The sequence below is a fragment of the Sphingobium sp. 15-1 genome (assembly GCF_013375535.1).
Lineage (GTDB): Bacteria > Pseudomonadota > Alphaproteobacteria > Sphingomonadales > Sphingomonadaceae > Sphingobium > Sphingobium aromaticivastans.
On the sequence record NZ_JABXJG010000001.1, the window covers coordinates 2,388,563 to 2,412,731 of the forward strand.

The 24,169-nt window shown below is 66.5% G+C and carries 25 protein-coding genes; 15 read left to right on the plus strand and 10 right to left on the minus strand.

Annotation, left to right across the window (positions count from 1 at the left end; all coding sequences use genetic code 11):
* Positions 1-293: 293 nt before the first annotated feature.
* The 5 genes from purH (at position 294) to HUK72_RS11380 (ending at position 6,331) form a co-directional block, all read left to right on the plus strand.
* Positions 294-1,883, plus strand: coding sequence for a bifunctional phosphoribosylaminoimidazolecarboxamide formyltransferase/IMP cyclohydrolase (purH, locus tag HUK72_RS11360; protein ID WP_176596864.1), 1,590 nt, complete (start codon positions 294-296; stop codon positions 1,881-1,883).
* 187 nt (positions 1,884-2,070) lie between these two features.
* A complete protein-coding gene (locus HUK72_RS11365) occupies positions 2,071-2,412 on the plus strand; it encodes a UrcA family protein (protein ID WP_176596865.1) in 342 nt (113 codons plus the stop codon).
* A gap of 142 nt (positions 2,413-2,554) precedes the next feature.
* Positions 2,555-4,081 carry an NAD(P)/FAD-dependent oxidoreductase gene (locus HUK72_RS11370; protein WP_176596866.1) on the plus strand — a complete coding sequence of 509 codons (1,527 nt, stop codon included), beginning with the start codon at positions 2,555-2,557 and terminating at the stop codon, positions 4,079-4,081.
* A 5-nt stretch (positions 4,082-4,086) separates the two neighbouring features.
* The gene (locus HUK72_RS11375) at positions 4,087-4,506 is read left to right on the plus strand and encodes a GtrA family protein (protein WP_176596867.1); all 420 of its coding nucleotides are present in this window, start codon (positions 4,087-4,089) and stop codon (positions 4,504-4,506) included.
* The gene (locus tag HUK72_RS11380; protein ID WP_176596868.1) at positions 4,484-6,331 is read left to right on the plus strand and encodes a hypothetical protein; all 1,848 of its coding nucleotides are present in this window, start codon (positions 4,484-4,486) and stop codon (positions 6,329-6,331) included. Before HUK72_RS11375 ends, HUK72_RS11380 begins: the two co-directional genes overlap by 23 nt.
* Here the strand turns inward: HUK72_RS11380 and msrB are convergent.
* From msrB to HUK72_RS11395, 3 genes are read right to left on the minus strand one after another with little or no spacing between them, the layout of a single operon-like run.
* Positions 6,289-6,777, minus strand: coding sequence for a peptide-methionine (R)-S-oxide reductase MsrB (msrB, locus tag HUK72_RS11385; protein ID WP_176596869.1), 489 nt, complete (start codon positions 6,775-6,777; stop codon positions 6,289-6,291). The two genes, HUK72_RS11380 and msrB, sit on opposite strands and share 43 nt — an antisense overlap.
* A gap of 7 nt (positions 6,778-6,784) precedes the next feature.
* Positions 6,785-7,975, minus strand: a complete 1,191-nt coding sequence (locus HUK72_RS11390; RefSeq protein WP_176596870.1) for an ABC transporter permease — start codon at positions 7,973-7,975, stop codon at positions 6,785-6,787.
* On the minus strand, positions 7,972-8,928 hold the full coding sequence (locus tag HUK72_RS11395) for an ABC transporter ATP-binding protein (RefSeq protein ID WP_176596871.1): 957 nt from the start codon (positions 8,926-8,928) through the stop codon (positions 7,972-7,974). The genes HUK72_RS11390 and HUK72_RS11395 overlap by 4 nt, the downstream gene beginning before the upstream one ends.
* Before the next feature lie 22 nt (positions 8,929-8,950).
* On the opposite strand from HUK72_RS11395, the gene queG reads away from it, so the two are divergent.
* On the plus strand, positions 8,951-9,994 hold the full coding sequence (gene queG / locus HUK72_RS11400; protein ID WP_176596872.1) for a tRNA epoxyqueuosine(34) reductase QueG: 1,044 nt from the start codon (positions 8,951-8,953) through the stop codon (positions 9,992-9,994).
* A gap of 101 nt (positions 9,995-10,095) precedes the next feature.
* On the opposite strand, the gene HUK72_RS11405 is transcribed toward queG, so the two are convergent.
* Both HUK72_RS11405 and HUK72_RS11410 read right to left on the minus strand, forming a co-directional pair.
* On the minus strand, positions 10,096-10,470 hold the full coding sequence (locus HUK72_RS11405; protein ID WP_176596873.1) for a hypothetical protein: 375 nt from the start codon (positions 10,468-10,470) through the stop codon (positions 10,096-10,098).
* A complete protein-coding gene (locus HUK72_RS11410; RefSeq protein ID WP_176596874.1) occupies positions 10,467-11,135 on the minus strand; it encodes an EI24 domain-containing protein in 669 nt (222 codons plus the stop codon). Before HUK72_RS11410 ends, HUK72_RS11405 begins: the two co-directional genes overlap by 4 nt.
* 111 nt (positions 11,136-11,246) lie before the next feature.
* Between HUK72_RS11410 and HUK72_RS11415 the strand changes: the two genes are divergently transcribed.
* Complete coding sequence (locus tag HUK72_RS11415; protein ID WP_176596875.1) at positions 11,247-12,248, plus strand: adenosine kinase; 1,002 nt, start codon at positions 11,247-11,249, stop codon at positions 12,246-12,248.
* Positions 12,249-12,359: 111 nt separating this feature from the next.
* Here HUK72_RS11415 and HUK72_RS11420 read toward each other — a convergent pair whose 3' ends face one another.
* The 3 genes from HUK72_RS11420 to tsaD form a co-directional block, all read right to left on the minus strand.
* On the minus strand, positions 12,360-13,856 hold the full coding sequence (locus tag HUK72_RS11420; protein ID WP_176596876.1) for a lipopolysaccharide biosynthesis protein: 1,497 nt from the start codon (positions 13,854-13,856) through the stop codon (positions 12,360-12,362).
* Positions 13,857-13,955: 99 nt separating this feature from the next.
* A complete protein-coding gene (locus HUK72_RS11425) occupies positions 13,956-14,927 on the minus strand; it encodes an NAD(P)H-dependent glycerol-3-phosphate dehydrogenase (protein WP_176596877.1) in 972 nt (323 codons plus the stop codon).
* Positions 14,924-15,958, minus strand: a complete 1,035-nt coding sequence (tsaD, locus tag HUK72_RS11430; RefSeq protein WP_176596878.1) for a tRNA (adenosine(37)-N6)-threonylcarbamoyltransferase complex transferase subunit TsaD — start codon at positions 15,956-15,958, stop codon at positions 14,924-14,926. The genes HUK72_RS11425 and tsaD overlap by 4 nt, the downstream gene beginning before the upstream one ends.
* Positions 15,959-16,003: 45 nt before the next feature.
* On the opposite strand from tsaD, the gene hemC reads away from it, so the two are divergent.
* The 4 genes from hemC (at position 16,004) to HUK72_RS11450 (ending at position 19,378) form a co-directional block, all read left to right on the plus strand.
* Positions 16,004-16,942, plus strand: coding sequence for a hydroxymethylbilane synthase (hemC, locus tag HUK72_RS11435; RefSeq protein ID WP_176596879.1), 939 nt, complete (start codon positions 16,004-16,006; stop codon positions 16,940-16,942).
* Entirely contained in the window at positions 16,939-17,607 is a 669-nt protein-coding gene (locus HUK72_RS11440; RefSeq protein WP_176596880.1) for a uroporphyrinogen-III synthase, read from the plus strand. The genes hemC and HUK72_RS11440 overlap by 4 nt, the downstream gene beginning before the upstream one ends.
* Positions 17,608-17,617: 10 nt before the next feature.
* Positions 17,618-18,505: a hypothetical protein gene (locus HUK72_RS11445; RefSeq protein WP_176596881.1), complete on the plus strand. Its 888-nt coding sequence runs from the start codon at positions 17,618-17,620 to the stop codon at positions 18,503-18,505.
* 123 nt (positions 18,506-18,628) lie between these two features.
* Entirely contained in the window at positions 18,629-19,378 is a 750-nt protein-coding gene (locus HUK72_RS11450; protein WP_176596882.1) for an alpha/beta fold hydrolase, read from the plus strand.
* A 163-nt stretch (positions 19,379-19,541) separates the two neighbouring features.
* On the opposite strand, the gene HUK72_RS11455 is transcribed toward HUK72_RS11450, so the two are convergent.
* The gene (locus tag HUK72_RS11455; protein WP_176596883.1) at positions 19,542-19,958 is read right to left on the minus strand and encodes a glyoxalase/bleomycin resistance/extradiol dioxygenase family protein; all 417 of its coding nucleotides are present in this window, start codon (positions 19,956-19,958) and stop codon (positions 19,542-19,544) included.
* Positions 19,959-20,006: 48 nt separating this feature from the next.
* Complete coding sequence (locus HUK72_RS11460; protein WP_176596884.1) at positions 20,007-22,175, minus strand: AsmA family protein; 2,169 nt, start codon at positions 22,173-22,175, stop codon at positions 20,007-20,009.
* 157 nt (positions 22,176-22,332) lie between these two features.
* On the opposite strand from HUK72_RS11460, the gene rpmI reads away from it, so the two are divergent.
* The 4 genes from rpmI (at position 22,333) to HUK72_RS11480 (ending at position 24,137) form a co-directional block, all read left to right on the plus strand.
* A complete protein-coding gene (rpmI, locus tag HUK72_RS11465; RefSeq protein WP_007689506.1) occupies positions 22,333-22,536 on the plus strand; it encodes a 50S ribosomal protein L35 in 204 nt (67 codons plus the stop codon).
* A gap of 13 nt (positions 22,537-22,549) precedes the next feature.
* Positions 22,550-22,912 (plus strand): 50S ribosomal protein L20, encoded by a 363-nt coding sequence (rplT, locus tag HUK72_RS11470; RefSeq protein ID WP_007689504.1) that lies wholly within the window; start codon positions 22,550-22,552, stop codon positions 22,910-22,912.
* 217 nt (positions 22,913-23,129) lie between these two features.
* Complete coding sequence (locus HUK72_RS11475) at positions 23,130-23,750, plus strand: LysE family translocator (protein ID WP_176596885.1); 621 nt, start codon at positions 23,130-23,132, stop codon at positions 23,748-23,750.
* A gap of 60 nt (positions 23,751-23,810) precedes the next feature.
* On the plus strand, positions 23,811-24,137 hold the full coding sequence (locus HUK72_RS11480) for a GIY-YIG nuclease family protein (protein WP_176596886.1): 327 nt from the start codon (positions 23,811-23,813) through the stop codon (positions 24,135-24,137).
* The last annotated feature ends 32 nt before the right edge of the window (positions 24,138-24,169 follow it).

Consider the following 24,169-nt stretch of genomic DNA (forward strand, 5'->3'; position numbering starts at 1 on the left):
GCGCTTAACGGCTGAGAATGTCCGCAACTGGCCAATTCCAGCCATCCATTTCCTGCAAGCCGCGGCCATCTCCCCATCCACCGTCGCACGAATGGGAAAACCCCGCCTTTCCGCGCTTTAGTCGTGCAGCCCATGCCACCCTAATCCCGCAGGCCCGCCGCCATGGCCCGGCGTGGCCGCTTTACGCCCTCCCGGCCGTGATTTCCGAGCCGTCGAATGTTCCATTTCACTCGAAATCGCTCTAGAGGGCCACGGCAAGCCTGAGCGGCACCCGAACAGCAGGAAGCACCTTCATGTCAGACGTCACCATCAAACGCGCCCTTCTTTCCGTGTCGGACAAGTCCGGCCTTATCGAACTGGGCCAGGCGCTGGGCAAGCATGGCGTAGAGCTGGTGTCGACCGGCGGCACGGCCAAGGCGCTGCGCGAGGCGGGCCTCGACGTGAAGGATATTTCCGACCTCACCGGCTTCCCGGAAATGATGGACGGCCGCGTCAAGACGCTGCATCCGAAGGTCCATGGCGGCCTGCTCGCCGTGCGGAACAATCCCGATCATGTCGCCTCCATGCAGTCGCACGACATCGGCGCGATCGATCTGGTGGTCGTCAACCTCTACCCCTTCGCCGCCACCGTCGCCAAGGGCGCGGAGCGCGAGGAGATCATCGAGAATATCGACATTGGCGGCCCCTCCATGGTCCGTTCCGCCGCGAAGAATCATGAGAGCGTGGCCATCGTCACCGACCCCGCCGACTATGCCCGCCTGATCGCGGAAATGGAGGAGAAGGGCGGCGCGACCAGCTACGACTTCCGCCGCATGCTCGCGGCCAAGGCCTATGCCGCCACCGCCGCTTACGACTCGATGATCGCAAGCTGGTTCGCCTTTGCCGATCAGGGCGTGCAATTCCCCGAAAGCCTCTCTGTGTCGAGCAAGCTAGGCTCCACCCTGCGCTATGGCGAAAATCCGCACCAGTCGGCGGCGCTCTACCTACCCGTCGGCCCGTCGGCCAACGGCATCGCGCAGGCAAAGCAGATCCAGGGCAAGGAACTCAGCTACAATAATTATAACGACGCCGACGCGGCGCTGGAGCTGGTCAGCGAATTCCGCGACGGCCCGCCGACCGTGGTGATCGTCAAGCACGCCAATCCCTGCGGCGTCGCCACCGGCGCCACGCTGATCGAAGCCTATGAAGCCGCGCTCGCCTGCGACAGCGTGTCTGCCTTCGGCGGCATCATCGCCGTCAACCGCCCGCTCGACGGCCCGACCGCCGAGGCGATCAGCGGCATCTTCACTGAAGTCGTCGCCGCCCCCGGCGCGGATGACGAAGCCAAGGCGATCTTCGCCAAGAAGAAGAATCTGCGCCTGCTGCTGACCGGCGAACTGCCCGATCCGGCCCGCGACGGCCTTCAGATCAAGAGCATCGCCGGCGGCCTTCTAGTGCAGGGCCGCGACAATGGCCGCATCAACCGCGACCAGCTCAAGCTCGTGACCAAGCGTGCGCCGACCGAGCAGGAACTGACCGACTGCCTGTTCGCCTGGACCGTCGCCAAGCATGTGAAGTCCAACGCCATCGTCTATGCCAAGGACAACAGCACCGCCGGCATCGGCGCGGGTCAGATGAACCGCCTCGAATCGGCCCGCATCGCCGCCTGGAAGGCCCGGGATGCGGCGGAAAAGGCGGGCTGGAGCGAAGCCCGCACCATCGGTTCGGCGGTCGCCTCCGACGCCTTCTTCCCCTTTGCCGACGGCCTGCTCGCGGCGGTCGAGGCGGGCGCAACGGCGGTGATCCAGCCGGGCGGATCGATCCGTGACGAGGAAGTCATCGCCGCCGCCGACGAAGCGGGTCTTGCCATGGTCTTCACCGGCATGCGCCACTTCCGCCATTGATCGTGAAATGATGCGGATGCGAAGGGGCGGCCAATCCTTTCGCATCCGCAAAAATAACGGTTTTCAGCCACTTTTTGCCAAGTGGCCCCTTTTCATGTGCCTGCACGAAGCCTATCTGATTCGTGACCCTTCTCCCACGTCAGGCGTTGGGCGGACCCAATAAAAAAGTTCGACAGGAGAATATAGGATGACCAGAAAGACGTTGGTGGCGCTGACCGCCGCGATCACCCTTGCCCTGCCCGCGGCAAACGCCTTCGCCGGCATCAATGACATGGATGTGGTGGTCGACGGCCGTACTGGCATGGAAACCCGCAGCATCGCCGTGTCGATGGCCGATCTCAACCTCGCCAGCACCCATGGCGCGCGCGTAGCCGATTCCCGCATCACCAAGGCCGCCAAGAAAGTGTGCGGCTGGATGAACGGATCGATCCTGCCGGAAACCCCGGATTATCGCGCCTGCTACGGTGAAGCGCTGGACGGCGCCCGGACGGACCTCAACAGCTTGATCCAGGCCCAGCGTCAGGGCTGATCCGTCTTTCGGAATAAAGAACAACGCCGACGGACATATATCCGTCGGCGTTGCCTTATCTTGCATTGTTACCGGCTATTAACTACTCCTTAGAAGATTTCCTTCACCTCATTTGGTCAAGGATTTCATCGGGGGGCCTTAGATGCCGCAGAACGACCACAATGTGGATGTCGCCATCATTGGCGCAGGTCCGGCCGGCCTTACCGCCGCCTATCTGCTGACCAAAAAGGGCTATTCGGTTCGGGTCATCGAAAAGGATCCCGTCTATGTCGGCGGCATCAGCCGGACCGTCGAGCTGAACGGCTTCCGCTTCGACATTGGCGGCCATCGCTTCTTTTCCAAGTCGAAGGAGGTCGTCGACCTCTGGAACGAGATTCTGCCCGACGACTTCATCCAGCGCCCCCGGATGAGCCGCATCTATTATGAGGGCAAATTCTACAGCTACCCGCTGCGCGCCTTCGAAGCGCTCGGGAATCTGGGCATCTGGCGCTCGACCCTCTGCATGGCGAGCTTCGCCAAGGCGAAGCTGTTTCCCAATCGCAATATCCGCTCCTTTCAGGACTGGACCGTCAACGCCTTCGGCCACAAGCTGTTCTCGATCTTCTTCAAGACCTATACGGAGAAGGTCTGGGGCATGCCTTGCGACGAGATGTCGGCGGACTGGGCGGCGCAGCGCATCAAGGGCCTGTCGCTCTGGGGTGCGGTCGTGGACGGCCTCAAGCGTTCGCTTGGCCTCAACAAGAAGCCCAATGACGGCATGGCGACCAAGACCCTGCTGGAAAGCTTCCGCTATCCGCGCCTTGGCCCCGGCATGATGTGGGAAGCGGCGCGCGATTTCGTGGTCAAGGGCGGCAATCAAGTGCTGATGGCCCACAGTCTGGATCAACTGTCGCAGGATCAGAGCAGCGGCCGCTGGCGCATGGTGGCGCAGGGCCCGGATGGCGAAGCCGTCATCAACGCCGCCCATGTCATCAGCTCCGCGCCGATGCGCGAACTGGCCGGGCGCATCCATCCGCTGCCCGCCACGCTGGGCCATGCGATGGAGCTGAAATATCGCGACTTCCTGACCGTGGCGCTGATGGTGAAGGGGGACGACATCTTCCCCGACAACTGGATCTACATCCACGACAGCAAGGTGAAGGTCGGCCGCATCCAGAATTTCCGGAGCTGGTCGCCCGAAATGGTGCCCGATCCGGACCTCGCCTGCGTGGGCCTGGAATATTTCTGCTTCGAGGGCGACGGCCTCTGGTCGTCGAGCGACGCCGATCTGATCGAGCTGGCGAAGCAGGAAATGGCGATCCTGGGCCTGTGTAATCCCGGCGACGTCGTCGGCGGCGCGGTGGTGCGGCAGGAAAAGGCCTATCCGGTCTATGACGACAGCTATGCCGACAATGTGCTGGCGATGCGGACCGAATTGCAGCGGCTTTACCCCACGCTGCATCTGGTCGGGCGCAACGGCATGCACCGCTACAATAATCAGGACCATGCGATGATGACGGCGATGCTGACCGTCCGCAATATCGAGGCGGGCGAGCAGCTTTACGACATCTGGGCGGTCAATGAAGACGCCGAATATCATGAGGCGGGCGAAGAAGGGCAGGACGCCGCTGGAGAGCGCGCCGCGCTGGCGAGCGAACGGCTGGTGCCCAACCGATTGAAGGCAGCCTGACCGCCATGACCCGTTGGGTGCGCAGCATGGCCGGGCCGGTGAACGCCATCGTCGGCCGCTTCACCTTCACGCGCTATCTGTTGGCCAGCATCTGCGCCCTGTCGGGTGACTTCGCGCTGTTCATGATGCTGAACCATATGGGCCTGCCCCCCGCCCTCGCCGCGCTTGGCGGCTATTCGGGCGGGCTTGTGCTGCATTGGCTGATCAGCGTTCGTTTCGTCTTCGAAATGCAGCAGCCGGCCACCCATGCACAGCGCATCGCCTTCATCGCCAGCGCCCTCATCGGCATGGCGATCACCATGGCGGTCGTGGGCGGCCTGAGCGGTCTGGGCATCGCCCCCGCCCTGGCCAAATTGATGGCGGTTCCGGTCAGCTTCCTGTCCGTCTATGCGATCCGGAAATATGGCATCTTCGCCCGCGCCTGAGTCCCTCTCCCTTGCCGCCAGACCCCTGATCGCCCGCTGGTGGACCGGCGCGGGAGCTTTGCTGGCGTGGCTGCTGTGCTGCGGCATCATGCTCTGGCTGTTCCGCAGCGGCCTGACGACGCTTCAATTCCGCGATCCGGACGACGCCATGCGGTTGCAGCAGGTCCGCGACTGGCTGCACGGACAGGGTTTCTGGGACGTCAGCCAGCATCGCGTCAATCCGCCGGCAGGCGGGCCCATGCATTGGTCGCGCATCGTCGACATGCCGATCGCCGCGCTGATCGTCCTGCTGCGCCCGCTGCTGGGCGCCGCGCAGGCCGAAATCGCCGCCTGCGTGCTGGCGCCCCTGCTGCTGCTGGGCGGCCTGACCGCCGCATTGTTCCAAGCGGCCAGGCGCGCCACCGATAGCGGCATCGTCGCGCTGCTGGCGGTGGCCTTGCTCCTGACGACGCCCACCATATTGGTCCAATTCACGCCGTTCCGGATCGACCATCATGGGTGGCAGATCTGGATGGCCGCCATCGCCTTGTGCGGCGCGCTGGACGCGCATCGCCGCCGGGGCGGCCTGATGGCGGGACTGGCGCTGGCGATCTGGCTCCAGATTTCCAGCGAGGCTTTGCCCTATGCCGCGCTGTTCGCCGGAACCTTCGCCATGCGGAGCTGGTTCGACCGGCGGGAAGCCGCCCGCCTGAGCGCCTTTGCCGTCACGCTGGGTTGCGGCGCGTTCGCCCTGCTGCTGTTGCTGCGCGGTGCGCAGGCCCCGCTGATCCGGCAATGCGACAGCCTTTCGGCAGCCTATATCTGGCCCCTGCTGGCCTTTGCGCTGGCGACGCCCCTGGCCTTGCGCCTGCTCGGCACGGCCTCCATCCAGCGGCGGTTCGCGGCGACGGCGACCGGTGGCGTCTCGGCTATCGGCCTGTTCCTGCTGACCGGCGGCGCATGCCTTTCGGGCGATCCGTTCAAGGCGCTTGGCCCGCTCGCCTACCGCCTCTGGTATCTGCAGGTGAAGGAGGGGCGCCCGGTCTGGGAACAGAGTTTGATGATGTCCGGCATCATCCTGCTGCCTGCGGTGATGGGCCTTGTCAGCACAATCGCCGCGGCCAGGGCCGCCAAGGAGCCGGAGGCGCGGGAACGCTGGATGGTCATCGCGCTGCTGCTGGCGGGCGCGGTGGCGGTCTCCATCCTGGTGCTGCGGGCCATGTCGGTGGCGCATGTCTTCGCGCTGCCGGGCATTGCCTGGCTGCTGTTGACGATATTCCGGCATATCCAGACCTGGACCAGAGCGGCGGCGCGGGTTCTGGTGACGGCGGCCGTCGCCATGATGCTGACCCCGGCGGGCATTTGCGGCGCCTGGATCATGCTTACGAGCCGCACGTCGAAGGAGCAGCCGGAGACCGTCAATTGCCGCGCGTCGGCCATGTTGACGCCGTTGCATGCCCTGCCCAAAGCGACCTTGTTCGCGCCGCTCGATCTGGGTCCGGACATTCTCGTGCGGACCGACCATAGCGTGATCGGCACGGCGCACCACCGCAATGCCGCCGGCATCACCGCGGTCATAGAGGGCTTCACCGCCCCGCCCGACAAGGCCCGGGAGATCATCATGGGGCTGAACGGCGGCAAGGGCGCGGATTATGTCGTGACCTGCCCGCAAATGAACGAGGTCAAGCATTATCGCGCCGATTTCCCGCAGAGCCTGGCCGCCGTGCTGGAACGCAACAAGCCGCCGCATTGGTTGCAGCCGGTCCCGGTCAAGGGACCGCTCCGCATCTACAAGGTCGTCGCTCAGCCCGGCGTGAAAGTCAGCGCGACGCCGTTCATGCAATAACGCTTGCCGGTGGGCTTCGGCCCATCGTCGAAGACATGGCCCAAATGCCCGCCACAACGGCTGCAATGCACCTCGGTCCGGGGATAGCCCAGCTCGAAATCCCGCGACGTGCCTACAGCCCGCGGCAAGGGCGCCCAGAAGCTGGGCCAGCCGGTGCCGCTGTCGAACTTGGTCTTCGAACTGAACAGCGATTGGGCGCAACCGGCGCAGGCGAAGGTGCCCGGACGATGCTCCTTGTTGAGCGGGCTGGTGAAGGGATATTCGGTCGAGCGCTTGCGCAGCACCTGATAGGCGAGCGGGCTCAGCCGCTTGCGCCATTCGGCATCGCTGAGCGCGAAGGGATAGGCCGCGTCCGCCCTCCCCAGCCCGACCCGCCAGAGGATGAGCATCGTGGCGGCGCCGCCGCCCAGTCCCAGGAATCGCCGCCGGTTCATGGACGCGATCATAGCGGCTTCAGCCTGTCGCGCTTCTGAATAGCTGCTTCCACCAGCCGCCGCCCGATTTCAGCACATGGCGGCGGAACAGCAGCACGCCGACGCGGATGATGAGGGCGACCCAGATCATCTGCCAGCCGATCGCCAGCAGATGCGGCCAGATCGAATCCACCTGCGCCGCCCGCGCGATCATGGCGAAGGGGGAGGAGAAGGGCAGGATGACGGCGGCGATTTCCGGTGGCGATCCCATTTTGTCGACCGCATAGGTGGCGAAGAAGAAGATCAGCATCTGCCCCATGGTGACGGGCATGTTCAGCGTCTGCACCTCGCGCACCGTCGCCGCCTGCGCGCCGATCCCCAGGAACAGGGAGCCGAGCAGCGTATAGGCCATGGCGAAATAGACGATGGCGAGCATCAGGAAGACCGGCCAGCCGATGGCGGGAACCGGCAGGCTGACGCCCGGCGTCTTTAGCGCCAGGAACACGCAGAAGGCCGTGCCGCCCCAGAAGAGGATGCCGACGAAGCTCATCGCCAGCATCGCCATCAGCTTGCCCAGGAAAATCGCGTCGACCGGCACCGCCGCGGCCAATATCTCGATGATCTTGTTCGTCTTTTCCTCGACCAGATTGGACAGGATCATGCCCGCGAGCAGGATCGTCAGGAAGAAAACGACGATCTGGGCGATCCGGCCGATCGCCAGTCGGCCCTGGGTCTGCGCGCCGACGCTGGTCGCGACCTTCTGCGCCTCGACATGCACCATATGCAGGGACTTTTCGGCCAGAGCGGCGCTGGCGAGCAGGCTGATGTCGCCTTCCAGCCGTTTGATGTCCTGCGGCTGGCCGGTCATCACCGGCTGGGCGGGGGAACCGGACACGATCACCATGACATCGGCATTGGCCTTCGCCAGTTGAACGCCGGGCGCGGGCGACAGCGGGACGCGGCGCAGCACCGGCAGCCCCTGCGGTCCCATCCGCTCAGCCAGCCGGGCATGGGCGCGCAACATCCGCGCCGTGTCGGCGGGCGACATGGCGATGCCGACGACCGGGCGGAGGTCGGTGGTGGAGATCCGGTCGCCCAGCCCGCCGAACGCCATGCCGATGACGATCGGGAACAGCGGCCCCAGCAGGAAGAAGATGAAGGTGCGGGACAGCACGACGGCGGTGAAATCCCGCCGGGCGATGACGAAGGCGGCGCGCATCATTTCGGTCATGCCGCTTCCTCCCGCGCCTGATCGTCCTGCATCTGCCGGGCCGCCGCTTCCCCGGCGATGGCGACGAAGGCGTCGTGCAGGCCGGGCCGTTCGATCGACAGGCTTTCGATCCCGGCATTGCCGTCAAGCAGGGCGCGCAGCAGCGGTTCGATGCCGTCCTGCGGCAGAGCGAAATGCCATGCCCCATCCTCCGCCATGGTTTCGGCGGGCAAAGCGCGCCGCCAGCCGCCGTCGCTGGCGCGGGTGCGCAGTCGGACCTGGGGGCGCAGACGGTTGCGGGCAGCGTCCACCGTGCCTTCGAAGCGGATGCGGCCGCCCGCGACGATGGCGACGCGCTCGCACAGCCGTTCGGCATGGGCGATGACATGGGTGGAGAACAGCACCGTCACGCCGCGCCTTGCCTGGTCGCGGATCAGCGCCTCCAGCTTGCCCTGGTTAAAGGCGTCGAGGCCGGAAAAGGGCTCGTCCAGCACGATCAGGCGCGGTTCGTGGATGATCGTGCCGAAAAGCTGGACGGTCTGGGCCATGCCCTTCGACAATTGGCGGATCGGCTTTTCGGCCGAGGCGCCCATGCCGTAATCCGCCAGCATGGCGCGGGCGCGTTCCCGCCCGGTCTTGAGCGGCAGGCCGCGCAGCGCGCCCATGAAGGCGACCGCTTCGAACGCCTTCATCGAGGGGTAGAGGCCGCGTTCCTCCGGCAGATAGCCGACATTGCGCGCCTGGCGCAGCGGGGCGGGATCGCCCAGCAGGCTGCGATGGCCCTCATCGGGGTCGATGATGCCCAGCAGGGTGCGCAGCAGCGTCGTCTTGCCCGCGCCATTGGGGCCCAGAATGCCGTAGATCGACCCGGCGGGCACCGCGATGTCGATGCCGTCGACCGCCCGGAAATTGCCGAATGTCTTGACAAGACCATGGCCTTCAACGGCATAGGTCGGTTGAGGAGCCCCGATCATCGACCTCTGATAGTCGCATCGCATGCCAACGCAAAACGAAACCTTGGAACAGCGGCTGAAGGCCGAAGCGTTGCGGCTGGGCTTTGCCGCCTGCGCCATCGCGCCCGCCGACGCCGCGCCGCTGGCGGGGGAACGGCTGCGGCAATGGCTGGATGCCGGGCATCATGGCGGGATGCTGTGGATGGAGGAACGCGCCGGGCAGCGCGGATCGCCGCAAGGGCTGTGGCCGGATGTACGCAGCGTCATCATGCTGGGGATGAGCTATGCGCCGGGGCGCGATCCGCTGGCCCTGGCGGATGTGGGGGACCGGGGGCGGATTTCGGTCTATGCGCAGGGGCGCGACTATCATGATGTCGTCAAGAAGGGGCTGAAGGCGCTCGCCCGCTGGCTGGTCGAGCAGCAGCCGGGGGCGCTCAAGGTCTTTGTCGACACCGCCCCGGTGATGGAGAAGCCGCTGGCGGAGGCGGCGGGCCTCGGCTGGCAGGGGAAGCACAGCAATCTCGTCAGCCGGACGCATGGAAGCTGGCTGTTCCTGGGCGCGGTCTACAGCGAGATCGCGCTGGTCCCGGATGCGGCGGAAAAGGACCATTGCGGCAGTTGTTCCGCCTGCCAGGTCGCCTGTCCGACCGACGCCTTTCCCGCGCCCTATGTGGTCGATGCGCGGCGCTGCATTTCCTATCTGACCATCGAGCATAAGGGGCCGATTCCGGAGGAGTTCCGGGCGCCGATCGGCAACCGCATCTATGGCTGCGACGATTGTCTGGCGGTTTGTCCGTGGAATAAATTTGCCGACAGCGCGGCGGCGAACAAGGCCTTTGTCGGGCGGGCGGAGCTGGCCGCGCCGGAGCTGGGCGATCTGCTGGCGCTGGACGATGCGGGCTTTCGCGAGATTTTCTCCGGCTCTCCGATCAAGCGGATCGGGCGGAACCGGATGGTGCGCAATGCCGCCATCGCGGCGGGGAACAGCGGCGATGTGCGACTGATTGGGCGGTTGCAAGCGCTGGTGACGGACGACGATCCGGTGGTGGCGGAGGCGGCCTGCTGGGCTTTGGCGCGGTTGGTTTAAAGTTTGAGAGAACGTGTTCCTGCGAAGGCAGGAACCCAGTCCCGCCGTCTGAACTGGGCTCCTGCCTTCGCAGGAGCACGGTGCGCTTCATCCCGCACTCATCACTTCGCCTGCAACGCCGCTGAGCAGCTCGCCGGGTCGACATCCGTGCCCGTCGGCGTGCGGGCGTCGACATGGGTGACGAGCGGTTCCTTCCCCTGCGGCGGGACATAGAGATAGGCGTCCAGCACGCAGCGGCCATTGGCGAATTGCAGCTTGCGCATGCTGTTTTCGCGGATGTCGAGCCGGGGCTGGCCGAACATCTGGATGAGGTGCCGGGCGTCGGTTCCGATCAGCGGGCCGGGGCGGGTGAAGGCGCTGGCCGGCGGACCGGCGGGCGGGCGGGAAATCTGGGTCGCGGGCGGCGGCACCACGCCTCCGCAAGCGGCGAGGGTCGAGCATAGGGCTGCGGCAAGCGCCAGTGGGAGGCGGTTCATGGCATTTTCCTTCGGGCACCGTGCAGCATGTGGACAGCCATAGCCGCGCTCCAGATCGGCGCAAGCAGGTTGAGGACCGGCACGAGGAACAGAAGCGCCGAGACGAGGCCCATGAGCCACCGGCTGCCGCGCGGGATCGGCGGCAGGCCGGGATGGCGCGGCTCGACCATGTCGGCCAGGTCGCGGCCAAGCAGAACGGCGTTGAGGATCAGGAACAGGCCGATGGTGCCGATGCCCGTCACCAGCAGCAACAGATAGGCGGGCAGAGCGAGCAGGTTCCAGCCGATGGTCCGCAGCAGGGAGCGCAGCGCGAAGCGCAGGCTGCGCGCCCAACCGACCGGGCGGGCGCAGGTCGCGGCCTGCGGATAGCTGTCGCGCTCGACGGCGACGACGATGTCGTCCGCGAACAGGTTCATGATCGCCATGGCGGTGGCGCGGAACAGCAGCCAGGCGGCAGCGATCATGGCAAGGGCGGTGGCCGTCGCCTCCGCCAGACCGCCCCCGGCCCAGCCGAAATGCAGGCGGGCGGCGTGGATGCCGCTCCACAGCGCGGCGGCGAGCAGCGCGAAGGCAAGCAGGGTCAACAGCAGCGTCTTCATCATCAGCCGCAGCGCGGCGCCGTGGAAGATCGAGGGGAAGGCCCGGAAGGCGGCGGTCAGGATCATGGCGCCAGCTATTCCCGGCTCGGGCCGATGCGTCAATCAGCGGCGTTGCGCGCCGCGGCGCGGATCGGTAGAGACGGCGGGATTTTCCCCCTCATTCACGAAGGATTTCGCGTGACCGCTGCTGCCCCCACGCTTGATGTTGTCGCCATCGGCAACGCCATTGTCGACGTGCTCGCCCGAAGCGACGACGCTTTTCTGGCCGAGCATGCGCTGACCAAGGGCGGCATGCAGCTCATCGACGCGGAAACGGCCGAGAGTCTTTATGCCGATATGGGCGCAGGCAAGGAGATCAGCGGCGGATCGGCGGCGAACACGCTGGCCGGGCTGGCGGCGCTGGGCAAGAAATGCGGCTTCATCGGACAGGTCAATGACGATCAGTTGGGCGCGGTGTTCGCGCATGACGTGCGGGCGCTGGGGATCAAATATGACACGCCGGTGATGCAAGGCGACGTGCCGACGGCGCGCTGCCTGATCCTGGTGACGCCCGACGCACAGCGGACGATGAACACTTTCCTGGGCGCGTCGCAATTCCTGCCGCAAGCGGCGCTGGACCTGGACCTGATCCGGTCGGCCTCGATCCTCTATCTCGAAGGCTATCTCTGGGATCCGGAGCAGCCACGAGCGGCGATGCGCGCGGCGATCGAGGCGGCGCGGGGCGCAGGACGGAAGGTCGCCTTCACCCTGTCCGACAATTTCGTGATCGACCGGCATCGGGCGGACTTCATCGACCTGATTGATCAGGGGATGATCGACATCCTCTTTTCCAATGAGGGGGAAATCCAGTCGCTGGCGCAGGTCGACGATTTCGAGAAGGCGGTGTCCGCCATCGCGGCGAAGGTGCCGGTGCTGGTGTCGACCCGCAGCGAAAAGGGCGCGATCGCGGTGGTCGACGGCGTGCGGTATGAGGCGCTGGCGGCGGCTGTCGAGGAAGTGATCGACACGACCGGGGCGGGCGATCTGTTCGCGGCGGGATTCCTGGCCGCGCATCTGGAGGGGCTGGAGATCGACAAATGCCTGAAGCTGGGCGCGGCGGCGGCGGCCGAGGTGATCTCCCACTGGGGCGCGCGGCCGGAAGAGGATTTGCAGGCGATCCGGGCGAAGACGCTGGGGTGAGCTAGGGCGCGACGTGCTCCTGCGCAGGCAGGAGCCCAGCCCAAGCGTCGCATTGTTTCTCTGACGGCAGAACTGGGCTCCTGCCTGCGCAGGAGCACGTCGCGCTTCAATTCAGGCGGGTTTCTGCTTCCTGAATAGGGCACGGTCATCTGGGCCAAAACCCCAGCGCCAGATGACGATGCCGTAGACGCCCAGGATCGTGAAGACGCCGAAGACCAGCTCCACCCATTCGAACCGGGGCGGCAGCGCGACGAAGGCGGCGCCGACAAGGCAGGCCACCCCGGAAGCGCTGAGCAGCGGCCAGCGCCAGGCGTTGACCTTGGCGCCGAGCAGGCGGGAGAGCAGCCGCGCCTTGATCAGCGCACTGACGCCAAGCGCGATGCTGAGGGCCAGGGCGGGGGCCGCGGCGACGGCCATGTCGTGGAAGCCAAGGCGCTTGGCGACGAAGATCAGGGCGAAGCTCAAAGCGGCCTGCAAACCGATCATCAGCAACGAGATCATCAGATTGCGGTGGCGGGCGATATAGACCAGCGCGGATTCGCTGACCACGGCGGTGGCGGCGACGACTTCGGCCAGCAGCAGGAAGGCAAGCGCGCCGGTGCCGCCGACGAAATGGGGACCGACAAGGCCCATCACCGCCTCGCCGGGGATGCCCAGGGCTAGGGCTATGCCTGCCTGCGCCGCGATGATCCAGAAGCCGACCTGGCTGACCTGGCGGGCGATGGCGTTGAGATTGCCCTCCGCCAGATTGCGAGTGATGACCGGCCCCAGGATCGGGTCGAAGCTGGTCTTCAGCTTCTGGGGCAGGGAGGCGACCTGCTGGGCGACATAATAGATGCCGACCACCGCCGGACTGACGAACAGGCCCAGAATCGCCATGTCGAGGCGGCGGGAGCCCCATTCAACGCCGTCCGCCGCCGCGAGAGGCAGGTTGCGGCGCGCCAGTCGCCACAGCCGGCCGAAATCGGGACGCCAGCCATAGGGGATGCCGTAATGGCGGGTCATGGGAATGATCGAGGCGACCATCGCGGCGATCATCGAGACGACATAGGAGAGGATCAGCCCGTCGCGGGTCGAATAGAAGGCGAAGGCGAAGGCGCCGATGCTGATCGCCCAGGGCTCTATGATGGAGCGGGCGCGGACGGTCGCGCCGATGTCGAAGCGATAGGCGCAGGCCGCGAGCGCCACGTCGGACCCGGCCACCGCGATCACGATCAGGGCGAGCAGGCGGTCGAGGCCGTTGATGCCGCTGTTCGGGAACATGGCTTGCGGGAAGGCCACCAGAAGCGCGCTGCCGATCAGGGAGGCGATCAGCGTCACCAGCATGGCGTCGGTCACGACATGGCTGTGCGGGCGCTCGGTTTGCGCAAGCGCCCCGGCAAGGCCGCGTTTCAGGCCCAAAGTCGCGAGCTGGGCGATGAACTCCACCACCAGCACGGCATAGGCGAAGCGGCCGAGCGCGTCGGCGCCATACCAGCGGCCGGCGATGAACAGGAAGGGCAGGCGCGCAGCGAGACGGAGCAGGAAGCCGAACACATTGGTCCGTCCACCCTTGGCAAGCGCCGCAATGTCATCCTGCTGCGCGGGAGAGGCCCCTTCAACCGGCAACGAACTATGGTCCCCCTGTGAGATCAATACTGGACATCAATGCTGTGGCGTCATTTTGTGGAGCCGGACTGTAGCAATATCTGGAAAGAGCGCGAGTTTTTATTCGGCGCGCAGCGGACGGGCGAGCAGCGCATCCATCACTTGCGCCAGCGGCGCAGCGTCTTCCAGCAGGGCGCAGACGGCTTCGACCACCGGCATTTCAACCTTCGCCGCGCGAGCGGCTTCGCGCAGGACGGGGGCGGTGAAGGCGCCTTCCGCTACGGTACGGCGGTTGGACAGCAGGTCTTTTGCGGACTGGCCCTCGCCCAGCCCCTTGCCCAGCGAGAAATTGCGGCTGTTGGTCGAGGAGCAGGTGAGGACGAGGTCGCCCAGACCCGAAAGGCCCGCAAGGGTTTCGGACCGCGCACCTCTGGCCAGGCCGAAGCGGGTCATTTCGGCAAAACCCCGGCTGATCAGCGAGGCGCGGGCGTTGAGGCCGAGGCCCGCCCCCTCCGCGACGCCGCAGGCAATGGCGAGGACATTCTTCACCGCGCCACCAATCTCCGCGCCGACCACATCGTCGGAGAGATAGGGGCGGAAAGCGGGGCGGGCGATGCGGGCGGCGATCTTCGCGGCGAGACCGGCATCCGCACAGGCGAGCGTGATCGCGGTGGGCAGGCCCTTGGCCACCTCATGGGCGAAGGTCGGGCCGGAAAGGACGGCGATGGGCGAAGTCGGTTGCGCTTCCGCCGCGACTTCGGACATGAGCAGGCTGGTGCCCGCCTCTATGCCCTTGGAGCAGAGGATGAGCGGGGTGCCTGCCGGGGCCTGCGCGACGACCTTGCGCAGATGTTGGGCCGGGCTGACGATCAGCAGCATGTCGCGGTCGGCCATGGCGGCGATATCGCCAGTGGCTTCGATCGAGGGGCTGAGCGGGATGTTGGGGAGGTAGAGGGGGTTCTGCCGGTCCTTGTTGACCGCTTCCACCACCTCCGGTTCCAGCGCCCAAAGACGGACCTGCTGGCCGTCCGCCGCCAGGGTCTGGGCGAGCGCGGTGCCCCAGGCGCCTGCTCCGATGACGCCTGCTTTCATGCTTTCACTCCTGCTCCGCGCGCTTTTTCCGCGCTGGGGTCGAGCGGCCAGCGCGGGCGGGCCGGGACGGTTAGATCGTCGATCAGGCCCGCCGCATAGCGCTCTGCCCCGGCCCATGCGATCATCGCGGCGTTGTCCGTGCAGAGCCAGAGCGGCGGCGCGACGAAGGGATGGTCGTGCTTTGCCGCCAGCGCTTCGAGCGCGGCGCGGATCGACTGATTGGCCGCGACGCCCCCGGCGACGACAAGGGCGGTGATGTCCTGAAGGCCGGCCAGTTGCCGCTCGGTGCGGTCGATGAGGCAATCGATGACGGCCTGCTGGAAGCTGGCGGCGATGTCCTCGGTCGAATAGCGGCCGGACTGGGCGGCGCGCATGACCGCGCTTTTCAGGCCCGCGAAGGAGAAATGGGGTTCGACGGTGCCGACCAGTGGGCGCGGCAGGGGGACAGCCTTGGCATTGCCGAGAGCGGCGGCTTTCTCCACCGCCGGACCGCCGGGATAGCCGAGGCCCAACAGCTTCGCCGTCTTGTCGAAGGCTTCGCCGCTGGCGTCGTCTATGGTGGTGGCAAGGCGGGCATAGTCGCCCGGGCCGCGCACATGGAGCAACTGGCAATGGCCGCCCGACACCAGCAGCAGCAGGTAGGGGAATTGCAGCGTCGGGTCCGCCAGGCGCGGCGACAGGGCGTGGCCTTCGAGATGATTGACCGCGATCAGCGGCTTGTTGGCCGCATGGGCGAGCGCCTTGCCGGTGACGAGGCCGACCATCACGCCGCCGATCAGGCCGGGGCCTGCGGTAGCGGCGATCACGTCGACATCGTTCAGGTTAAGGTCCGCATCCTTGAGCGCCGCTTCGATCAAGGGCGCGAGCGCCTCGACATGGGCGCGGGCGGCGATTTCGGGAACGACGCCGCCATAGGGGCGATGCGCCTCCTCCTGCGTGGCGAGGCGGTGGGCCAGGATCTTGCCCTCCGCCGTCACCAGCGCCGCCGCGGTTTCGTCGCAGCTTGATTCCAGGCCAAGGATGATCGTCATTGCCGCTTCCATCTAATGTCCGCGACCATTAGAGCAAGCGGGATCATGCAAAAGCCCCACAGCCCCCCACAGACTCCCCTCCGCCTTGGCACCCGTGGCTCCCCGCTTGCACTGGCGCAAGCGCATATGACGATGGCGGCCTTGCGCGCGCGCCATGGCTGGGAGGAGGGCGCGGTCGAGATCGTCGTCGTGCAGACCAGCGGGGACAGGATACAGGACCGGGCGCTGGCGGAGATCGGCGGCAAGGCGCTGTGGACCAAGGAACTGGACCGGGCGCTGCTGGCCGGGGAGATCGATTTCGCGGTGCATTCGATGAAGGATGTGGAGACGATCCGGCCCCTTGAGATTCGCATCGCCGCCATGCTGCCCCGCGCCGACGTGCGGGACCGGCTGGTGGGCGCGGCGAGTTTTGAGGCGTTGCCGGAAAAGCCGGTGGTGGGGACGAGTTCGCCCCGCCGGGCGGCGCAGGTGAAGCGCTTGCGGCCCGATGCCGAAGTCGTGCTGTTCCGCGGCAATGTGGCGACGCGGCTTGCCAAGCTGGAAAAGGGGGAGGCGCATGCGACCCTGCTGGCGGCGGCGGGGCTGGACCGGCTGGGCCAGGGCGATGTGGGCGCGGCGATTCCGGTCGAGGTCATGCTGCCCGCGCCGTCTCAGGGGGCCGTGGGCATTGAGACGCTGAGCGGCAACGACGCGATGCTGGAGCTGCTGGCGACGATCAGCGACGCCGACACCTTCGACTGCGTGATGGCGGAGCGGGCGGTGCTCGCGGGGCTGGGGGGCACCTGTCATTCGCCCATCGCGGCGCTGGGGCGGCTGGAGGAGGGGCGGATTCATCTGCGCGCCGAGATCATCAGCCCCGACGGGCAGGAGACGATTGGCGATTCGCTGCGGATCGGGCGGGGCGACCTCGCCGCCGCCGAGGCGATGGGGCGCGGCTTGCTGGAGCGGGCGAGCCCGGCATTGCGCGCCCTGTTCGAGCCGTGAGGCCAGTCGTCATCCTGCGGCCCCAGCCGGGCGCGAGCAAGACGGCGGAGCGAGCGGCGGAACTGGGATTGCAGACACAGGTCATGCCGCTGTTCGCGCCCCAGGCGCTGGCGTGGGATGCCCCTGCCCCGGATCGCTTCGACGCCCTGTTGCTGACCAGCGCCAATGCGGCCCGGCTGGCGGGGGAGCGGCTGGCCGATTATCGGGGCCTGCCCGCTTATGCGGTGGGGCGGGCGACGGCGAAGGCGCTAGCGGAGGCGGGATTCGGGCAGGTCGTCGCCGGGGATGGCGACGGCACCGCCATTGCGCGGCGGATCGCGGCGGAAGGGCATGGCCATGTGCTGCATCTGGCCGGACGGACGGTGGCGCCGATCGATGCGGGCGCGCTGCGGATCGAGCGGATCGCCGTTTACGCGATGCTGCGGACCGGCGAGAGCGGACTGGCGGAACGGCTGGCGGCGGGCAGCGTGCTGTTGGTGCATTCGCCCCGTGCCGGGGACGTGCTGGCGCAGCTTGTGGGGCGGGAGCAACGCCAATCCCTGCACCTGATCGCGATCAGCCCCGCCGCGCTGGCGGCCTGCGGCGCCGGCTGGGCCAGCGCCCAGGCGCCCGATAGACCCGATGATGAGAGGATGCTGGCCCTTGCCGTCCGATTATGCGAATGATTCGCCTCCTATGGAAGAAAGACCCCTGATGAGCGACACGGACGGCGCGGCGAACGGCGTTACGGCGCCGCCCCCCGCGCAGCGGCGTGGGCCCTGGCTGCTGGTGCTGCTGGTCCTGCTCGCCTTTGCGGTCGGGGTCGTGCTGACCGTTCTGGCCCTGCCGAAAATCCAGCGGTGGAACGCGCCGCAGCGGCAGGCGGCGATGACCGATCCGCTGCTCAGCGCCGCGGGATCGGGCGCGCCGCTGCGTCCGCTGTCGGCCGATGCCGGGCAGATGCTGGATGCCCGGGTCGTGCAACTGGAGGAACGGCTCAACCGCATCGCCGTGGAGGCGCAGGCGGCGTCGGGCAACGCGGCGCGGGCCGAAGGCCTGCTGGTCGCCTTTGCGGCGCGCCGGGCGCTCGATAGCGGGGCGCCGCTTGGCTATATCGAGGGGCAGTTGCGGCTGCGCTTCGGCCAGGCGCAGCCGCGTGCCGTCGCGACCATCATCAATGCGGCGCGGGAACCGGTGACGCTGGCCGACCTGCGCGCCGGGCTGACGGCGGTGGCCGATCAGGTGACGGTGCCGCCCGCCGATGCAAGCTGGTGGGAAGCGCTGGAGCATGAAGCGCGGGAGATCATCACCATCCACAAGGCGTCCACCCCCTCCCCCCGGCCGCAGGCGGCGCTGGACCGGGCGGTCCGCTATCTGGACGGGTCGCGGGTCGGCGCGGCGCTGGCGGAAGTGGAGCAGATGCCGGGGCGGGCGGCGGCGGACCGCTGGATGCAATTCGCCCGGCGCTATCTGGAGGCGCGGCGGGCACTCGATCTGATCGAGACGGCGGCGATCCTGGAACCGCGCCAGTTGCGCTCGGCGGATGGCGGAGCGGTGGCGCAGACGTCTCCGCTCGCGCCCTGACCAGGCCTTAAACCGCTGTAACAAACGACGAACCGTTGGCTCCGATGGATGAATGTCCATGGACTCGGGGCGCATTGTCATGAGAATGTCATTTTTCCCCCTGGAAAGAGGAAAGACATTTTCGTGCCGCCTTATGCCGACGTCATCAGCAGCTTCTGGAAGGGCCGTCTAGCCAACGGCCCCCGCGCGGCCGAGCGGCCGTCGCTCCAGCATCTGCTGGGCAATGCGTCGGTGCCGTTCGACCTGTTGCGGACCCGGGCGCAGGCGGCCAGCCTGGCGCAAGCGATGGCCGGCGACGGGCGGCAGGTGCTGCTGATCCCCGGCCTGATGGCAGGCGAGCAGCGGATGGAACCGTTGCGCGCCGTGCTGAATGCGGCGGGTTATGAGGCGCATGGCTGGGGCATGGGCCGCAATTTCGGGCCCAAGCCCGACAGTCTGGAGCAGATAGACCGCCGGGTCGACGCCCTCCGCCGCAGGACCGGCGCCAAGGTGACGCTGGTCGGCTGGAGCCTGGGCGGGTTGTTTGCGCGGGAATATGCGAAATATGCCACCGCCAAGGTGGGCGGGGTCGTGACGATGGGCACGCCCTTTTCCGGCGATCCGCGCGCCAATCATGCCTGGCGTCTCTATCAGTTGGTGTCCGGCTTCCCGGTCGATCGCCCGCCCTTTACCTGCTATCGGGAAGAAAAGCCGCCCGTGCCGACCGTGGCCCTGTGGTCCCAGCGCGATGGGGTGATCCTGCCCCGATGCGCCAAGGGCCGCGCCGGGGAGCGCGACCGGGCGATCGAGGTGGATTGCACGCATATGGGCTTTGCCGCGTCGCCGGAGGGGATTTTGGCCGTGGGGAAAGCGCTGGAGGCCATGCGGGGCTGAAGCGGGGCTGTTTTGGGTGGAGGGCGGTTGGTCTACTTGCGCCGTTTTCCTAGAACGCAGCGTGCTCCTGCGCAGGCAGGAGCACGGGGCGCTTAAGGGCAGCTATTGCCCAAATGCAGACACTCTTCTCCCCTCCCCTGAACGAAAGCGGACGACCGGCGCCTCATTCCTTGATCGGGCCGCCGATCGACCAGATGTGGCCGTAGGGATCGGTGAGCTGGCCATAGCGTTCGCCCCAAAACTGGTTCTCGATGGGCACGCGGACGCTGGCGCCTGCCTCGATCGCGCGCTTCCACCAGGCATCGGCATCGTCGACCGCCAGGTGCAGGGTTACGCCCCTGGGCACATCGGCCGGAGCGCCGCCGCACATTTCGGGGAAATGGTCGTTGAGCATCAGCGAACCGCTATTGATGCGCAGTTGGGCGTGCATGATGCGCTGGCGGCCCTCCGCGACATGGCGCATCAGTTCGGCCGCGCCGAAAGCGCGGGAGTAGAAGGCGATGGCTTCGGCCGCCTTGTCATTGGCGATGGTGAGGTGTGGAACGACACCTGCTGCGAGGCTCGTGTGCGCTTCGTTCATCTGTCCTCTCCCTGAAGAAGACGGGACGATAGGCGCTTTGCAGGCGGATCAGAAGATGCCCAGGAATTTCTTGTCCTGACTTTTTTTCTCTTTTTGGCTGCCCTTGCCCGCTTCGTCCTTGGCGGTGGTGCCCCGGCCGACATCGTCGCGGGGCTTGCCGCCCTTGGTGCGCTGGGCGGCGGCGGTGGCGCCGGCGAGGACGGGGCCGCAAGCGGCGCTCTTCGCATCGCCTATGTCGACGAAGGCGAGGACGGCGGCGAGCGGGCTGGCGGCGATGCCCAGCGCCGCCGCCGCGCCGCCCCGGGCGATCAGTTCGGGGCTGACGACGTCGATGCCGGGCCGGGCGAAATACCCGTTGATGCCGACCGGGGACTGGCCGGAGAAGAGGCTGAACTTCTTGCCGTCCGCCCGGAAGGCAAGGTCGAGGCTTTCATTCCTGAAGGAAAAGCCACCCCGGCCGAGCATGACATTCTTCCTGGTGTCGATGATGATCGGGTCCGCCGCCGCCACGCCGTTGCGGACGGTGAAGGCGATGAGGCCGCAATTGATCTGCACCGGTTCCTTCAGCTTCTTCTCGAACATCTTGGTGATGAAGGTGCCGACGTCGAGTTCCGACAATTGCACGTTGCGCGCCCACATCGATCCGGCGGGCAGGATCACGGCGATGCGGCCGTTCGAGGTGGCGAGCGAATCGTGGAGCGTGTCGCCCAGGCCGGTCATCTGCACGCGGGCCTTGATCGTGCCGGTCGTGCCCGATTCCTCGACCCCCCAGCGGCCGAGCAGCTTGCCCATGGGGGTGGGCGACAGGCGGACGTCATATTGGGTGCGCACCGGACGGCCGCGCGCGTTGATGGCGATGTCGGAACTCAGATGACCGCCCGACATGTCGAAGGTCAGTGGCGACAGGGTAAGCAGGCTGTGGTCGAGCGCCAGGGTGAGGCCGATATTGGAGATTGGCACATGCTCCGCCCGGATGCGGCGGACGTCATATTGGAGCCGGGCATCGAAATTGCGCAGCGCTTCGACGCGGAGCGGGGCGTCGAGCAGGATGCGCGGCGCGCCGTTGACGGTGGCGATCGCGCCGTCCGCGCCCTGCGCCTCCAGCCTTTGCGGGTCATAGCCGATGAAGGGGCCAATATCGAGGATGTCGAGCGTCTGGGTGGTCAGCGCGGCCTTCAGCAGCAGGCGGTTGTCGGGAAGGGAGACAGTCAGCCGCCCGGCAAGGTCGCTGTCCCCGAAACGGCCCTTGAGGTGCGTGAAGCGCCATTCGCCGCCCTGCCTGGTGAGGGCGGACGTCAGGCGATAGGTGCGCGTTTCGGGAATGGCGACGCCCAGAAAGTCGAACAGCCGGGCAAGATTGGGGCCATGGGTGGTGAGGCGCAGGTCGGCGCCCTCCATCTCGGTCGCGCCGGGAAGGGTGCCGCTGACTTCAAGGACGGTGGCCCCCGCCTCGGCATGGAGGGCCAGGCTGTTCTTGCCGCCGGTCACCGTCTCATTGGGCGAGAGCAGCCCGCCGCGCAAAGTGAAGGGGCGGTCGCGCATCGTCCCGGCGCCAGAGAAGCGTATGTCGCTGGCGAAGCGGGTGTCCTGCGCCCTCACCGTCTCGAAACCAATGTCGGTGGCGAGCTGCATGCGCGGGTCGCGGTAGCGCAGCGTCGTGCCCGCCAGCAGCGCGCGGCGGATCAGCGGCAGGTTGAGCGGCTCGCCCTTCCTGTCGGGATTGCCGAAGGTCCATGTGTTGCTCTTGCCGTCGCGGGACCATTCCAGGTCGGCGGCGGCGTTGCGCAGGTTCAGCCAGCGGATCTTATATTTGGGGCCAAAGAGCAGGCTGAGCGGCGCGATGCGGCTGTCGATCAGGTCGGCGCGGAAGAAGTGCGGGCGGCTGGCCCAGCGGGTGTTGGCGATGGTCATCCGTTCGGCGCGGAACTTGATGGTGATGGGATCGAAATAGAGCTGGAAATCGCCGCCGACCTGGACCGGACGTTCGAGGCGACTGGTCAGGAAGCGCTCGAACGGATGTTTCAGGAAACGCCCCTTGGTGATGAACAGGATCAGCCAGAGCGCGAAGACGATGCCGACGATCCAGAGCAGGATGCGGACCGGCAACGGGAGTTTGCGCCAATGTTCGCGGGCGCGGTGCAGGTGATGGCGGGCGCCGCCGGGATGCGGCACCGCTTGCGCCGGACTGTCCGGCCGGAGGGGATCTGCGTCGGCCATGGCGGCTCAACGCCGGGCGCGGATTTTGGGTCCGAATCGCTTGCCTTTCGGTGCGCATCCGACTATGCGCGCCCCTTCGCGATATTCGGAAGGACCGCCCGGCTAACTAGGGCTGCCGTGGCTGTCCGTAATCGTCGCGCTGAAAAAGGAGACGAAAATGCCCAAGCTCAAGACCAAGAGCGGTGTGAAGAAGCGCTTCAAGTTCACCGCTTCCGGCAAGGTCAAGCACGGCGTCGCTGGCAAGCGTCACCGCCTGATCAGCCACAACGCCAAGTATATCCGCCAGAACCGCGGCACTTCGGTCATGTCCGACGCCGACGTCGCTCACGTGCGCCTCTGGGCGCCCTATGGCCTCAAGTAAGGAGTAGGGACACATGGCACGCGTAAAACGTGGTACGACCACCAAGGCGAAGCATAAGAGGATTTTGGATCAGGCGAAGGGCTATTATGGCCGTCGCAAGAATACGATCCGTATCGCCCGCCAGGCTGTCGAAAAGGCCGGCCAGTACGCTTATCGCGACCGCAAGGTCAAGAAGCGGACCTTCCGTGGCCTGTGGATTCAGCGCATCAACGCCGGCGTCCGCGCCGAAGGCCTGACCTATTCGCAGTTCATGCACGGCCTAAAGCTGGCCGGCGTGGAGCTGGACCGCAAGGTTCTGGCCGACATTGCAATGCACGAAGGCGAGGCGTTCAGCGCCATCATCGCCCAGGCGAAGGCTGCGCTGCCCGCGGCTTAAGCCGGATCGGTCGCAAGATCGTCCAAAGGGGCGCCGGGGCAGATGCTTCCGGTGCCCTTTTTCGTTTTTACCCAACATCCGTTCGTCCTGAGTAGCCGCTGAGCTTGCCGAAGCGGCGTATCGAAGGGCTGCGTCGCGAGAGGCCCTTCGATACGGGCCTTCGGCTTCGCTCAGTCCCTACTCAGGGCGAACGGCGTTGAGATGAAGGGACAAACCCATGTCGCTGCATGTCTGGTGGTTGTACGTCACGGCGGTTTTCCTGATCTCGGCCACGCCGGGACCGAACATGCTGCATGTGATGACGCAGAGCATTCACCATGGCCCGCGCCGGGCGATCGCCACCATGGCGGGGCTGATGAGCGCGATCCTGCTGTGCCTGATCGCTTCGGCGCTGGGCCTTGGGGCGTTGCTCAAGGCCTCGCCGCGCCTGTTCGACATTCTGCGCTATGCGGGGGTCGCTTATCTGATCTGGCTGGGCATCAAGGCGTGGCGCGCGCCGGTGGGCGATGGGGGTGAAGTGGGCGCGACGCGGGCGCGCTCGCTGCGGGCGCTTTACGGCACTGGACTGCTGACGGGATTGTCCAACCCCAAGCTGATCATCTTTGCCGCCGCGCTGTTTCCGCAGTTCATCGATACGGACCGGCCCTTTGTCGTGCAGTTGGCGATTCTGGTCGTCAGCTTCGTCGCCATCGAATTCGGCTGGCAGTGCGTCTATGCGCTGGGCGGCGTGAAGCTCGCCCGCTGGCTGGCGCCCGCGAACCGGCAGCGGCTGTTCAACCGGGGGACGGGGCTGATGTTCATCGGGTTCGGCGGGGCGTTACTGGGGGCGCGGGCTTAAGCGCCTCTCCCCACCCTTCGTCATTCCCGCGAAAGCGGGAACCCATCTCCTGAGGCATCCATGAAGCGCGAGATCAGCCCAACGGTCTATATGCTGGCCAACCGTAAGAACGGAACGCTCTATACCGGGGTCACGTCTGACCTCACAAAGCGCGTCTATCAACACCGAAACGGCTTGATCGATGGCTTCACCAGCGACTACGGCGTCAAGCGCCTTGTCTGGTTCGAACCGCATGACAGCATGGATGGCGCGATCGTGCGGGAGAAGCGCATCAAGAAGTGGATCAGGCAATGGAAGATCGAACTGATTGAAGCCGGCAATCCCGATTGGGACGATCTGGCACTGGGTTTCGGCTTTGAGCCTTTACCTCCTCTGCGTTGCGACTGATCGAAAGATCAGGAGATGGGTTCCCGCTTTCG